The organism is Geodermatophilus sp. CPCC 206100 (genome assembly GCF_048569675.1).
Taxonomy (GTDB): domain Bacteria; phylum Actinomycetota; class Actinomycetes; order Mycobacteriales; family Geodermatophilaceae; genus Geodermatophilus.
In genome coordinates, this window is the sequence record NZ_JAQISV010000016.1 from 101,361 (window position 1) to 114,702 (window position 13,342).

The 13,342-nt window shown below is 74.7% G+C and carries 13 protein-coding genes and 1 tRNA gene; 8 read left to right on the top strand and 6 right to left on the bottom strand.

Annotation, left to right across the window (positions count from 1 at the left end):
• The first annotated feature begins 67 nt into the window (after positions 1 to 67).
• The 5 genes from PGN05_RS09725 to PGN05_RS09745 are packed head-to-tail and all read left to right on the top strand — an operon-like array spanning position 68 to position 3,017.
• Complete coding sequence (locus tag PGN05_RS09725; protein WP_419752326.1) at positions 68 to 634, top strand: biotin transporter BioY; 567 nt, start codon at positions 68 to 70, stop codon at positions 632 to 634.
• A gap of 2 nt (positions 635 to 636) precedes the next feature.
• Entirely contained in the window at positions 637 to 1,368 is a 732-nt protein-coding gene (locus tag PGN05_RS09730; RefSeq protein ID WP_419752327.1) for an energy-coupling factor ABC transporter ATP-binding protein, read from the top strand.
• Positions 1,368 to 2,000 carry an energy-coupling factor transporter transmembrane component T family protein gene (locus PGN05_RS09735; RefSeq protein ID WP_419752328.1) on the top strand — a complete coding sequence of 211 codons (633 nt, stop codon included), beginning with the start codon at positions 1,368 to 1,370 and terminating at the stop codon, positions 1,998 to 2,000. The genes PGN05_RS09730 and PGN05_RS09735 overlap by 1 nt, the downstream gene beginning before the upstream one ends.
• Positions 2,000 to 2,536, top strand: a complete 537-nt coding sequence (locus PGN05_RS09740) for an MOSC domain-containing protein (RefSeq protein ID WP_419752329.1) — start codon at positions 2,000 to 2,002, stop codon at positions 2,534 to 2,536. Before PGN05_RS09735 ends, PGN05_RS09740 begins: the two co-directional genes overlap by 1 nt.
• Before the next feature lie 40 nt (positions 2,537 to 2,576).
• Positions 2,577 to 3,017 carry a YccF domain-containing protein gene (locus PGN05_RS09745; protein WP_419752330.1) on the top strand — a complete coding sequence of 147 codons (441 nt, stop codon included), beginning with the start codon at positions 2,577 to 2,579 and terminating at the stop codon, positions 3,015 to 3,017.
• A 21-nt stretch (positions 3,018 to 3,038) separates the two neighbouring features.
• Here the strand turns inward: PGN05_RS09745 and PGN05_RS09750 are convergent, their stop codons facing one another.
• The 4 genes from PGN05_RS09750 to PGN05_RS09765 all read right to left on the bottom strand — a co-directional run bounded on the left by PGN05_RS09750 (position 3,039) and on the right by PGN05_RS09765 (position 6,929).
• On the bottom strand, positions 3,039 to 3,455 hold the full coding sequence (locus PGN05_RS09750; protein ID WP_419752331.1) for an acyl-CoA thioesterase: 417 nt from the start codon (positions 3,453 to 3,455) through the stop codon (positions 3,039 to 3,041).
• 171 nt (positions 3,456 to 3,626) lie between these two features.
• Positions 3,627 to 5,297 (bottom strand): energy-dependent translational throttle protein EttA, encoded by a 1,671-nt coding sequence (gene ettA, locus PGN05_RS09755; protein ID WP_419752332.1) that lies wholly within the window; start codon positions 5,295 to 5,297, stop codon positions 3,627 to 3,629.
• A gap of 138 nt (positions 5,298 to 5,435) precedes the next feature.
• Positions 5,436 to 5,939: a single-stranded DNA-binding protein gene (locus PGN05_RS09760; RefSeq protein WP_419752333.1), complete on the bottom strand. Its 504-nt coding sequence runs from the start codon at positions 5,937 to 5,939 to the stop codon at positions 5,436 to 5,438.
• A gap of 183 nt (positions 5,940 to 6,122) precedes the next feature.
• Entirely contained in the window at positions 6,123 to 6,929 is an 807-nt protein-coding gene (locus PGN05_RS09765) for a class I SAM-dependent methyltransferase (RefSeq protein WP_419752334.1), read from the bottom strand.
• A gap of 120 nt (positions 6,930 to 7,049) precedes the next feature.
• On the opposite strand from PGN05_RS09765, the gene PGN05_RS09770 reads away from it, so the two are divergent.
• Positions 7,050 to 7,122 (top strand) — tRNA-Arg (locus PGN05_RS09770).
• Positions 7,123 to 7,226: 104 nt separating this feature from the next.
• Here the strand turns inward: PGN05_RS09770 and PGN05_RS09775 are convergent.
• Positions 7,227 to 8,264, bottom strand: a complete 1,038-nt coding sequence (locus PGN05_RS09775) for an LLM class flavin-dependent oxidoreductase (protein ID WP_419752335.1) — start codon at positions 8,262 to 8,264, stop codon at positions 7,227 to 7,229.
• A 356-nt stretch (positions 8,265 to 8,620) separates the two neighbouring features.
• On the opposite strand from PGN05_RS09775, the gene PGN05_RS09780 reads away from it, so the two are divergent.
• Both PGN05_RS09780 and PGN05_RS09785 read left to right on the top strand, forming a co-directional pair.
• Positions 8,621 to 10,246 carry a glycoside hydrolase family 16 protein gene (locus tag PGN05_RS09780; RefSeq protein WP_419752336.1) on the top strand — a complete coding sequence of 542 codons (1,626 nt, stop codon included), beginning with the start codon at positions 8,621 to 8,623 and terminating at the stop codon, positions 10,244 to 10,246.
• 195 nt (positions 10,247 to 10,441) lie between these two features.
• Entirely contained in the window at positions 10,442 to 12,520 is a 2,079-nt protein-coding gene (locus PGN05_RS09785) for an EAL domain-containing protein (RefSeq protein WP_419752337.1), read from the top strand.
• Between the two features lies 1 nt (position 12,521).
• On the opposite strand, the gene PGN05_RS09790 is transcribed toward PGN05_RS09785, so the two are convergent.
• A complete protein-coding gene (locus PGN05_RS09790) occupies positions 12,522 to 13,319 on the bottom strand; it encodes an SGNH/GDSL hydrolase family protein (protein ID WP_419752338.1) in 798 nt (265 codons plus the stop codon).
• Positions 13,320 to 13,342: the final 23 nt, after the last annotated feature.

Sequence of the window (13,342 nt, forward strand, 5' to 3'; positions counted from 1 at the left end):
CTCCGGTACGTTCCGCGGGGACCCGAGCGGGCCTGCACCGACCCGCCACCGGCACGAGGAGACCGCCGTGAAGACCAGGGACCTCGCCTACGTCGCACTGTTCGCGGCGATCACCGCCGTCCTCGGCCTGCTGCCCCCGGTCCCGGTCCCCGGCATCCCGGTGCCGATCACCGCACAGACGCTCGGCGTGATGCTGGCCGGCTCGGTGCTGGGGGCGCGACGGGGTGCGCTGGCGCTGCTGGTGTTCCTGGCCGTGGTCGCCGTCGGGGCGCCGGTGCTGTCGGGCGGTCGTGGCGGGCTGGGCGTGTTCGTCGGCCCCACCGCCGGGTTCCTGTACAGCTGGCCGGTCGCGGCGTTCGTCATCGGCCTGCTCACCCAGCTGACCTGGCGGCGGTTCAACCTGGCGTGGGCGCTGGTGGCGAACCTGGTCGGCGGCGTCGTCGTGATCTACGCGATCGGCGTCCCGGTCACCAGCCTCTACGCCGACATCCCGCTCTCTGCCGCGTTCACCGGCTCGCTGGCGTTCGTCCCCGGCGACGTGGTCAAGGCCGTCGTGGCCTCGGTGGTGGCCGTCGCGGTGCGCCGCGCCTACCCGGTCATCGAGCTGCCCGGCCGGCGCGCGACGGCCGGCTGACCGTGCGGTGGGGACGGCGGGAGGCCGCGACCGCGGCCGCTGTCGCCCTGCCGCGGACGGCGGTCGAGCTGCGCGAGGTCACCCACTCCTACGGCGACCGGACCGTGCTGGCGGGGGTGTCCCTGACGCTTAAAGAGCCCCGCATCGGCGTCATCGGCGCCAACGGGTCCGGGAAGAGCACCTTCGCGCGGCTGCTCAACGGCTTGGTCGTGCCGACCTCTGGAGCGGTCCTCGTCGACGGGCTGGACACCCGGACCCGGGCCCGGGAGGTGCGCCGGCGGGTGGGCTTCGTGTTCCAGGACCCCGACGCGCAGATCGTGCACCCCACCGTCGCCGAGGACGTCGCCTTCGGGCCGGCCAACCAGGGCCTGCCGGCCGAGGAGATCGCCCGGCGGGTGGACGACGTCCTGGCGCGGTACGGCCTCGCCGGGCATCGCGACCACCCCGCCCACCTGCTCTCCGGCGGGCAGAAGCAGCTGCTGGCGATCGCCGGGGTCCTCGTCATGCGCCCCGAGCGGATCGTGTTCGACGAGCCGACGACCCTGCTGGACCTCGCCAACACCCGCCGGGTGGCCCGCGTCATCGACGAGCTCGAGCAGGACGTCGTCGTCGTGACCCACCACCTGGACCTCCTGGCCGGCTTCGACCGGGTGCTGGTCTTCGAGGACGGCCGGGTCGCCGCCGACGGGTCGCCCGCGGAGACGGTGCCCTGGTACGTGACGAGGACAGGCTGATGCTGTCGCTGTACCTCCGCGGCACCAGCCCGGTCCACCGCGCGCCGGCGGGCCTGAAGCTGGCGGTGCTCGCGGGACTCGGGGTGGGGCTGTTCACCACCGCCCGGCTCGAGGTGATGGCCGGTGCGCTGGCCGCCGTCCTCGCGGTGGCGCTGCTCGTCGCGCGGTTGCCCGCCACGGTGCTGGCGGCGCACGCCCGGCCGGTGTGGCTCTGGCTGGCCGCCCTCCTCGGGGTGCACCTGCTGGTCACCGACTGGCGGACCGGGACGGTGGCGGTGCTGCGGGTGCTGACGCTGGTGCTGGCCGCGGCGGTGGTCACGTCGACGACCCGGGTGACGGCGCTCGTGGCGGTGGTCGAGTGGGTGGCCGGGCCGCTGCGGGTGGTCGGGGTGCGGCCGGCCCGCATCGGCCTGGTGGTGGCCATGACCCTGCGGTTCATCCCGCTGGTGGCCGACCAGGCGGCCCGGATCCGGGAGGCCCAGGCCGCGCGCGGCGCCGAGCGGCTGCGGTTCGGCCTGCTCGTGCCGCTGCTGGTCCGGGTCCTGCGGCTGGCGCACACGCTGAGCGAGGCCCTGGACGCCCGGGGGGCCGACGACGCCCCCGCGCGGCGCGGATCGCCGAGGCGGGCCTGATGCCGGTCGGCGGGGTGCTCACCGAGATCTGGCTGACCGGCGTCGCGGCGGCGCCGATGCGGCGGGTCGGGTCGGCGCGGCTGCTGGCCGGCGCCGGGCTGGAGGGCGACCGCTACGCCCTCGGCGGCGGCACCTGGGCCGCCTATCCGGACCTGGAGAAGCAGCTCACGCTGATCGACGCCGACGACGTGGCCGCCGTGGCGGCGGAGGCCGGGGTCCCGCTCACGCCCGGGGACACCCGGCGCAACCTGGTGACCGCCGGGATCGACCTCCCCGCGCTCGTCGGCCGCTGGTTCGCGGTCGGGGACGCGCTGCTGTTCGGGATGAAGCGCTGCCCACCCTGCACGCACCTGGAGCGGCTGACCGGCGCGCGGCTGGTGAAGGCGATGGTGCACCGCGGGGGGATCAACGCCGCGGTGTTCGCCGGGGCGCCGATCGCTGAGGGGGCGCCGATCCGGGCCCTGTCGGAGGAGGAGGCCGCCCGCCGGGGCGCGCCCTCCGGCGCCGACCGGCCGGTGCCCCGGATCGTCGACTGACCGCGCGGAACCGTTCCGCGGCGCGGCCCGTGGAACAGCCGTGGACACGTTCAGGACGCTGCTCAACGTCGTCTGGTTGGTCTTCCAGGGCTGGATCCTGGCCCTCGCCTACGCACTGGCAGGCCTGATCGCCTGCCTGCTGGTGGTGACGATCCCCTTCGGCATCGCCGCCTTCCGGCTGGCCGGCTTCGTGATGTGGCCGTTCGGCCGGACGACGGTGCCGGCCCCCGGCGCCGGTGTCGCCTCGGCGCTCGGCAACCTCGTGTGGTTCCTGGTCGCCGGGTGGTGGCTCGCGCTGGTGCACATCGTCAGCGGCATCGCGTTCTGCGTGACGATCATCGGCATCCCGTTCGGGGTCGCGTCGTTCAAGCTGGCCGCCGTCGGCCTGTTCCCGCTCGGCAAGCGGGTGGTGGAGACCGCTCCCCCGCGCGACTGGCTGCGGGCCGGCGGCGGTGTGGTGGGGGCGCCGGCCGTCCGCTGACCGACCGGCGCCGGCGCGGCGTCAGGCCGGCGGCGGCTCGTCGGTCCAGCGGGCGAGGAACTCCTTCTCCTCGGTGGTGAGCCGGCGCGGCCGGTCCAGGGAGAAGTCGAAGGGCGCGAGCAGCGTGCTGCCGGTGACCGCGAGGCGCTCGTGGTCGAACAGCTCGTAGTGACAGGTGAAGGCCGCCGCGCGGATGTCCGAGACCCAGATCTGCACGTCCAGCGGCCGGGCCGAGTAGACCACCGGCCGCTTGTACCGCACCTCGTGCGCGGCGACGACGGTGCCCCGCCGGAGCCCGCTGCGCTCCTCGAGCGAGGCCCGTTCGAAGAACAGGTCGACCCGGGCCATCTCGAAGTACTGCAGGAACACGACGTTGTTGACGTGGCCGTAGGCGTCCATGTCCGACCAGCGCATCGGGACCTGCACCGTGTACCGCACGCCGGACACCCTGCCCCATCCGCCCACGGCCCCACCACGCGGTCCGGCGACCTGCTGGGGGCAGACGCCGAGGGCCGGCCGGAGCAGCTGCTCCGGCCGGCCGTCGTGGGGGCCCCTCCGCCGGGTCCCCCGGCGAGCCTGCGCGCCCGTGGGGGGGAGAGGGGTCCTCCGTCAGTCCCGGGCCAGCTTCCGGTAGGTCGCGCGGTGCGGCCGGGCGGCCTCCGGGCCGAGCCGCTCGACCTTGTTCTTCTCGTAGTCGGCGAAGTTGCCCTCGAACCAGAACCACTTCGACTCACCCTCGTAGGCGAGGATGTGCGTCGCCACGCGGTCGAGGAACCACCGGTCGTGGCTGACCACGACGGCGCAGCCGGGGAACTCCAGCAGCGCGGACTCCAGGCTGGTCAGCGTCTCGGTGTCCAGGTCGTTGGTCGGCTCGTCGAGCAGCAGCAGGTTGCCGCCCTGCTTGAGGGTCAGGGCGAGGTTGAGGCGGTTGCGCTCACCGCCGGACAGCACGCCGGCCGGCTTCTGCTGGTCCGGGCCCTTGAAGCCGAAGGCCGCGACATAGGCCCGGGAGGGCATCTCCACGTTGCCGACCTTGATGTGGTCCAGGCCGTCGGAGACGACGTCCCACAGGGTCTTCTTGGGGTCGATGCCGCTCCGGGACTGCTCGACGTAGGAGAGCTTGACGGTCTCGCCGACCTTGATCTCGCCGTCGTCCGGCTTCTCCTCGCCGACCAGCATCTTGAACAGCGTGGTCTTGCCGACGCCGTTGGGGCCGACGACGCCGACGATGCCGTTGCGCGGCAGCGTGAACGACAGGTCGTCGATGAGGACGCGGTCGCCGAAGCCCTTGGTGAGGTCCTTGGTCTCGACGACGACGTTGCCCAGCCGCGGGCCCGGCGGGATCTGGATCTCCTCGAAGTCCAGCTTGCGGTACTTGTCGGCCTCGGCCGCCATCTCCTCGTAGCGCTGGAGGCGGGCCTTGCTCTTGGCCTGGCGGGCCTTGGCGCCGGAGCGGACCCACTCCAGCTCCTCCGCCAGCCGCTTCTGCCGCTTGGCGTCCTTGGCGCCCTCGACCTTGAGGCGGGCGGCCTTGGTCTCGAGGTAGGTGGAGTAGTTGCCCTCGTACGGGAAGGCGCGCCCGCGGTCGAGCTCGAGGATCCACTGCGCCACGTTGTCGAGGAAGTACCGGTCGTGGGTGACGGCCACGACGGTGCCGGCGTACTTCTCCAGGTGCTGCTCCAGCCAGGCCACGCTCTCGGCGTCGAGGTGGTTGGTGGGCTCGTCGAGCAGCAGCAGGTCCGGCGCCTCGAGCAGCAGCTTGCACAGCGCGACGCGACGGCGCTCACCGCCGGAGAGCACGGTGACGTCGGCGTCCCCGGGCGGGCAGCGCAGCGCGTCCATCGCCTGCTCGATGCGGGCGTCGAGCTCCCAGCCGTCGTGGTTCTCGATGAGCTCCATGAGCTCGCCCTGCTCGGCCATGAGGGCGTCGAAGTCGGCGTCGGGTTCCCCCATCGCCGCGCTGACCTCCTCGAAGCGGGTCAGCGCGTCGCGGAGGGGCTTGACCGCCTCCTCGACGTTGCCGCGCACGTCGAGCTCCTCGTTGAGCGGCGGCTCCTGCAGCAGGATGCCCACGGTGGCACCCGGCGCGAGGTTCGCGTCCCCGTTGGAGGGCTGCTGGAGGCCCGCCATGATCTGGAGGACGGTCGACTTGCCGGCGCCGTTCGGGCCGAGGACGCCGATCTTGGCGCCGGGCAGGAACGACAGGGTGACGTCGTCCAGGATCACCTTGTCGCCGTGCGCCTTGCGCGCACGCACCATGGTGTAGATGTACTGAGCCACTGGGCTTCGCAGGCCTTCCGTCGGATTCGCAGAGTGGAGGGCGGGCCGGCCGACTGCCGGCCCGCCCCCGTGCGGTCTCGCCTCCGATCCTCCCAGCCCGCGGCAACTAGACGTGCGCGGGCTCCGGGGCGTCGGCGGTCATGCGTGCAACGTCTCGACATCGGTCACGTAGTCCCGGCCCTCCACCGGCACCTCCGACGCGGCGGCGAAGGCGTCCTCCGCGCTGGCCTCCGACGGTGACAGCGGCCCGTCGGCGGACGCGTCGGCGGCCTCCCCGCTGCGCGGCGGCCTGCTCCGCCGGAACTCGGCGGTGCCCCGGGTCAGGTTGGGGCCGACCGCGAGAGCCCGGATGCGCGGCGTGCTCCGCCGGCCGTTCTCGGTCTCCCAGCTGTGCGTGGTGAGCGTGCCGTGCACGATCACCGGGTCGCCCTTGCTGACGCTGCCGGAGACGTTGCCGGACAGCTCGTTCCAGCACTCGATGTCGACCCAGAAGGTGCCGGCGTCGACGAACTCCTGGCTGCGGCTGTCGTACCGGCGGGCGGTGGAGGCCATGCGGAAGTTCGTGACGGCGCCGCTGGCGAGCCGGACGCGGCGCGGTGAGTCGACGACGTTGCCGACGACGGTGACGAGGGTGTCGTTCACGGTGCTCCTCGGGGTGCTGCGCCGGGATCCGGCGCGACCGGCACGGTGCCGGTGTGCTCCGACCCTCGGCCGGCCGGGAGGCGCCGGACAGCGGCCGCGCGCTTCTGTGGACAGCGGCCCGGGTTGTGGACGACGCAGCCGGTACCGCCGGGGTCCGGTGGTCCCCTGTCCGGCATGACCTCGCTACCCGCTGCGCCCCTGCACCGTCCACGCCCGTGCGGTGAGCCGGATCGTGCCGTCGTCGTCGGCCGGCAGCCGCGCACGGAGCGCCTCGCGCAGCTCGGTCCGGTCGGCCTCCGCGAGCGACACGACGTAGGCCGGTGCCGGCCCCGTCCCGCCGAGGAAGGGGCCCCAGTAGTCGTCGAAGCCGCGGAAGACGGTGGGGACCACCACCTCGCCGACCGCGACGTCTGCCAGCCCGGCGCCGGTGAAGAGGTCGCGCAGCCGGTCCGGCCGCCCGTCGACGAACCTCCGACCCTCGTCCAGGGCCGCGACGGCCGGGTCGCGGGCGACGGCGGCGTCCCAGAGGTGCCGCATCACCTGCATGCCCTCGGCGTAGTCCCAGACGTAGGCCGCGACCACACCGCCCGGCCGGGCGGCCCGGCGCATCTCCGCCAGCGCCGCGGGGCGGTCCGGGACGAAGTTGAGGACCAGTCCCGAGACGACCACGTCCACCGAGCCCTCGGCCACCGGCAAGGCCTGGGCGGTCCCCTCCCGGAAGGTCACCCGGTCGTCGACGACGCGCTGCGCGGCAGCGGCGAGGAAGGCCGGCGAGGGGTCGACCGCGACCACGGCGGCCGGCGACGCCGTGGCGAGCACCGCCTCGGTCAGCACGCCGGTGCCGCACCCGACGTCGAGCCAGCTCAGGCCGGTGGGGACGCCCAGCCAGTCGAGGAACCGTGGCGCGACCGCCCGGCTCCAGCGCCCGACGTAGGCCTCATAGGCGGCGGCACCCGACCAGGGGCCCGGCGACGCCTCCGGCCCGGCCACGGCTCCACCTCCCGGCGTGCGGACGGTCGGGGGCATCGTCCTCCCGGCGGGGGAACCTGCGCGAGACCCGGTCCGGCAGCCGCGGACCGTGCGGCCCGAGGTGCGATGATCGGCGACCGAGCGCCCGTAGCTCAGCGGATAGAGCAGGTGCCTTCTAAGCACTTGGTCGCAGGTTCGATCCCTGCCGGGCGCGCGCCGGCCGACGTGGGCGCCGGGCGCCGCTCCCGCGTGGGGACGCTCCTGCGGGGCGGCCCGGCGCGGGCGGCGGCACCGGGTCCCCGGCACCGCCGCCCGAGGTCAGCGCTCCGCCGGGGGCACCCAGCCGATGGCCGGGGCGACGTGCCGCACGATCGTCTCGAGCAACTGAGCGTTGTAGTCGACGCCGAGCATGTTGGGGACCGTGAGCAGCAGGGTGTCGGCCTCCCGGACGGCGGCGTCCTTGGCCAGCTCCTCGGCGAGCTGGTCGGGCTCGCCGACGTAGCTCTTGCCGAAGCGGGCGCGGACACCCTCGAGCAGGCCGACCTGGTCCTCGCCGGAGCGCTCGCCGAAGTACTGCCGGTCCAGGTCGGTGACGATCGGCATGACGCTGCGGCTCACCGACACCCGCGGCGTGCGCTCCCAGCCCGCCTCGGCCCAGGTGGCCCGGTAGCGGGCGATCTGCTCGGCCTGCAGCTCGTCGAAGGGCACGCCGGTGTCCTCCACCAGCAGCGTCGAGCTCATGAGGTTCAGGCCCTGGCGCGCCGTCCACTCGGCGGTGGCCCGGGTTCCCGACCCCCACCAGATCCGCTCGGCGAGGCCGGGCGCCTGAGGCTGCACGGCCAGCCGGCCCTGCGCGCCGCCGGTCATGGCGGGGTCGGCGTCGACCACCGGCTGCCCGGAGATGGCCGCCATGAACAAGGCGGTCTTCTGCCGCGCGAAGTCGGCGTCGGTCATCCCCTCCGGCGGGACGAACCCGAAGGCCTCCGAGCCCCGCAGCGCCGTCTCCGGCGACCCGCGGCTGATGCCCAGCTGCAGCCGGCCGTCGCCGAGCAGGTCGGTGGCCGCGGCCTCCTCCGCCATGTACAGCGGGTTCTCGTAGCGCATGTCGATGACGCCGGTGCCGACCTCGATCCGGCTGGTGCGCGCCGCCATCGCCGCCAACAGCGGGAACGGCGAGGCGAGCTGCCGGGCGAAGTGGTGCACGCGCACGTACGCGCCGTCGACCCCCAGCTCCTCGGCCGCCACCGCGAGTTCGACGCTCTGCACGAGGGCGTCCCGCCCGGTGCGCACCTGCGAGCCGGGGATCGGCTGCCAGTGCCCGAAGGACAGGAACCCGATCCGCTTGCCGTGGTCCATCCCGGCTCCTCTCTCCACCCCCGAGCAACCGCCGCACCCGCCTGCCGGATTCCCCCCACCGATGGCAAGACCGGAACCGTTTCGTTCCCCCGAACTGGGGATGCGACGTGACCCGGTCGGGGGTGCCGGGCCACGCCTCCCCACCGGCAGGGTCGGACCACCGGCCGGCCCGCTCGACGAGCGGCCCGGCGGCCTCCCCGCGTCGGCGCGGACGCGGGGGGTCGTCGGGCACGCGACATCGGGCGGGCCACCGGACCGCCAGCACGGGGAGTCCGCTGACGCTCCGTGACCCGCCCCGGCCTCGGACTCGTCCGGCGGCCGTCGGCACCTGCAGCCTCACCCAGGGGAGCCCACCCGTGAAGTCCACGCGCATGACCGTTGCCGTCACCGTCGGCACCGTCGGCGTCCTGCTGTCCCCGACCGTCGCGCTGGCCGACGACGGCCGGACGTCGGACACGTCCCGGTCCTCGGGAGCAGGCCCCGACGCCGGCGAGGTCCGGTCACTGGTCGAGGACATCCGCATCCAGCAGACCGAACGACGGGAGCGCGCGGCGTCCGACGACTCCCAGGAGCAGCGGACCGGGGTCGACGACCTCACGCGCGACCCGGACGACGACCGGGCCGGGGACTCCGACGACGAGAGCTCCGGCGACCGCGCCCGGACGCAGGAGAGGGCGCGCGAGCAGGAGCGGGCGCGTGAGCAGGAGCGGGCGCGCGAGCGCGAGCAGGAGCGCTGGCGGGAGCGGTGGCGGGCGCGGGAGCGGGAGGGGCGGGACCGTGAGGAGGCGGGGATCGACCTGGCCGCGTGGGCCGAGGACGGCACCGTCACGCTGCGCTGGGTCGTCCACCGCAACGGCCAGGACGTCGACGGCGTGCTGCTCGGCCGCGACGCCCCGGACGGGTCCGGCGAGGCCCGGACGACGACCGTGCGCGACCTCTCCGGCACGCTCACCGTCCGCCGGCTGGAGGAGGGCGAGACGTACACCTTCTTCGCCGCGCCGATCGTGGACGGCGAGCTCGGGGACGCCGTGACCGTGGACGTGACCGTCGACGACGACGGCCACCGCGCTCCCTGGGGCCGGCACGACCACGACGGGCGCGACCCCGACGAGCCGACCGACCCGGGCACCCCGACCACGCCGCCCACCGACCCCGGCACGCCGACCACACCGCCCACCGACCCCGGCACGCCGACCACACCGCCCACCGACCCCGGGACCCCGACCACGCCGCCCACCGACCCGGGCACGCCGACGACACCGCCGACCACGCCCACGCCGCCGACCACGCCCCCGGTCGACCCCGGCGCCGAGTGGCAGCTCGTCCTCGACCAGCAGTTCACGCAGTCCGCGGCGCTCGGTCAGTTCGCCACCGTCTACCCCGGCTACGGCGGCTACGACGGCTTCACCGACACCTCGGGGAACGGCCGCTACGACACCGAGACCACGACCTCGGTCGTCAACGGCGTCGTCGACGTCTGGGTGCGGACCATCAGCGGCCAGGCGACGACCGCGGCCATCACCCCGGTCATCGACGGCAGCAGCACCGAGGGCCAGCTCTACGGCCGCTACGAGGTCCGCTTCCGCTCCGACAGCATCCCCGGCTACAAGATGGCCTGGCTGCTGTGGCCGGCGTCCGACGACTGGAACGAGGGTGAGATCGACTTCCCCGAGGGCAGCCTCGGCCAGGAGATCGCCGCCTTCTCGCACGACGTCACCGGCAACCCGGCCCGCAACGCCTTCGCCGTCGACACGGGCGTGACGATGCAGGACTGGCACACCGCGGCCATCGAGTGGCGGCCCGACAGCGTGACGTTCGTGCTCGACGGGCGGACCTGGACGACCAACGACCCGTCCGGGATCCCCAGCACACCGATGCGGTGGGTCCTGCAGACCGAGACGGAGCTCTCCGGCCCCGCCCCCTCGGCCACCGCGCAGGGCCACGTCCAGATCGACTACGTCCGGGCGTGGACCCTCGGCTGACCGCCCTCCTCCGCGCGGGGCGGCCGGTCCCGGTGGCCCCCGGCCGTCCGCGGCCGGCGGGCCCGGGTCCATCCCGCCCCAGCCGTCCCTCCTGGCACCACCAGGACCACATCGTCACGCAGTGTGTTCGGTTGACCACGACTCACCATGGGCAGGTTCCGTCACTTCGCGGCATCGGTCCCTCACGCTGTGAGGGTGAACCTGAGTGCCACCGACGTACCGCGGCCCCGAGAGGGGACCCCCGCCACCGCCGGCTCGCGGCTCCGGGCCATCGACACCCTGCTCGCCGACCGCGGCCAGCTCTTCCGTGCCCTCTTCCTCGCCGCGCCCATCCCCAAGGCCCTGGTCGACCTCGACGGGCACCTGCTCGTGGTCAACGAGGCGCTGTGCGCGCTCACCGGGCGACCGGCGGAGGACATGGTCGGCCGGCACGTCGACCTGCTCGCCCACCCCGACGAGGCGCCCGTCCCGGACGTGCCGAAGACCGCCGACGACCCCCTGGACCCGTGGCTGCGGGTCGACGGGGAGCGCCGACTGCGTCGCGCCGACGGCGGCGAGCTGTGGGCCCTGCAGTCGCACGAGGTGATCCACACCAGCACCGGCACGCCGCAGTTCGTGGTCCTCTCGCTGGTGGACGTGACCGACCGCCGGCGCGCGGAGGAGGACCTCGTCCGCCGGGCGTTCACCGACCCGCTCACCGGCCTGCCCAACCGGCGGGCGCTCGGCGAGCGGCTCAACCACGCCCTCGCGCTGTCCCGCCGCCGCGGCCTGCAGGTCGGGCTGGTGCACCTGGACCTGGACCGCTTCCAGGCGGTCAACGACGTCCTCGGGCACGAGGCCGGCGACCAGCTGCTGACCCAGGTCGCCGACCGGCTCCGCTGGAGCACGCGGGTGGAGGACACCGCCGTCCGGCTGGGCGCCGACGAGTTCCTCATCCTCGCCGAGGACGTCGAGGACCTCGACGGCCTGCGGGCGCTGGCCGACCGGCTGCTGTCGGTGCTGGACGACCCGTTCCTCATCGGCGAGCGCGAGATCGTGCTCTCGGCCAGCGTGGGGCTCACGCTCGGCTCCGACGTCGCCCCCGACGACCTGCTCCGCCAGGCGCACAACGCGCTGACCCGGGCCAAGTCCGACGGCTCCCGCGCGCGGATCGAGGTGCACGACGGCGGCCTCAGCGACAGCGACGTCGACCAGCTGCAGCTGGAGGCCGACCTCCGACACGCGCTGGAGTCCGACGAGCTGCGGCTGTTCTACCAACCGATCGTGGCGCTGGCGGACGAGACGCTGCTCGGCTACGAGGCGCTCATCCGCTGGCAGCACCCGACCCGCGGGCTGCTGCCGCCGGGCGCCTTCCTCGACGCCGCCGAGAACAACCGGCTCACCTCCCGGCTCGGCGCCTGGGTGCTGCGGCAGGCCTGCTTCGACGCGTCCGGCTGGCCGGCCGGGCTGCGCGTGCACGTCAACATCTCCGCGCGCCACCTGGCCGAGCCCGGCTTCGCGGAGCTGGTGACCGACGCCCTCGCCGAGTCCGGCCTGCCGCCGGAGCGGCTGGAGCTGGAGATCACCGAGTCGACGGCGCTGTTCGCGGCCGAGGCCACGCTGCAGGCGGTGTCCGAGGTGACCGACGCCGGCGTCACCCTGGCCCTCGACGACTTCGGCACGGGCTACTCGGCGATCACCGCGCTGCACCGGCTGCCCATCCACACGGTGAAGATCGACCGGTCGTTCGTCGCCGACGTGGTCACCGAGCCCTCCACCGCGGCCCTCGTCCAGGGACTGGTGCAGCTCGGCCTCGGCATGGGCCTGCAGGTCATCGCCGAGGGCATCGAGGACCTCGAGCAGGCCCAGTGGCTACGCGACCACGGTTGCGTCATGGCCCAGGGCTACGCCTTCGGCCGCCCGGCGCCGCTGCCGGCCACCGCGCCGACCACCGAGGACGTCGACCTGGCCGGCACGCTGCCGCCCGGCGAGGTGACCGTCCAGGACGTCCTGGCTGCCGAGCAGGCGGTCCGGGACGCGCCGGCGACCCGGCCGATGACCCTGGCGGAGCGGGCCGCCGAGGGCCTGCCGGCCGTCGAGGGCCTGCCGGCCGTCGAGGACCACCCTGGTGCCGTGGACCACCCCGGTGCCGAGGACCTCACCGGTGCCGAGGGCGACGTCGTTGCCGAGGACCCCGCCGCCGAGGACCCCGCAGCCCAGGACCTGCCCGCAGCCCAGGATCCCGCCGCCGAGGGCCTCGGGGCCGCGGAGGAGGGCTCCGCCGAGCGGGAGTAGCTCAGCCGCGCGGCAGGGCCAACGGCACCGGCCGCTTGGCCGCGCGGCCGTCCCCCGAGGACCGGCCGCGCAGCCGGCGGCCGATCCACGGCGCGACGAACCCGCGCACCCACGCCGCCTCCTCGGCCAGCGCCGCCCGCAGGGCCCGCGGCGGCTGCGGGACCAGCGGCTCGCGCCAGTCGTCGGCGACCGGCAGCCCCAGTGCCGCTGCGGCGGCCAGCGCGGTGCGGCGGTGCCCCTCGTCGGTGAGGTGGATGCGGTCGCCGTCCCACATGCGCCAGTCCTGGATCCAGACCGCGCCCCACTGGTCGAGGACGACGGCGCCGTGCCGAGCGGCGACCGACCACAGCGAGGCGTTGAACACCGCGACCCGCCCGCGGGTGCGCCGGATGATCGGCGTCTGCCGCGGGTCGACGCCCGTGGCCAGCAGCACGTCGGCCCCGGCCGCCCGGAACCGCACGACGGCGTCCTCCAGAGCGGCGACCAGCCGGTCGGGGTCCGCGCCGGGCCGCAGCAGGTCGTTGCCACCGGCCACCAGGCTGACCAGGTCCGGCTCGGCGGCCAGCGCCACCGGCACCTGCTCGTCGAGCACCTGGCCGAGCAACCGGCCGCGGACGGCGAGGTTGGCGTACTCGACGTCGCGGCCGGGGCTGGCCGCCGCGAGGTGCCCGGTCAGCCGGTCGGCCCAGCCGCGGTACTCCCCCGGGCGCTCCGGGTCCGGGTCGCTGAGGCCCTCGGTGAAGGAGTCCCCGAGGGCGAGGTAGCGGTGCCAGGAGGTGCGGGACGGTCGCAGCTGCACGTCCCCACTCCAGCACGGGTCCC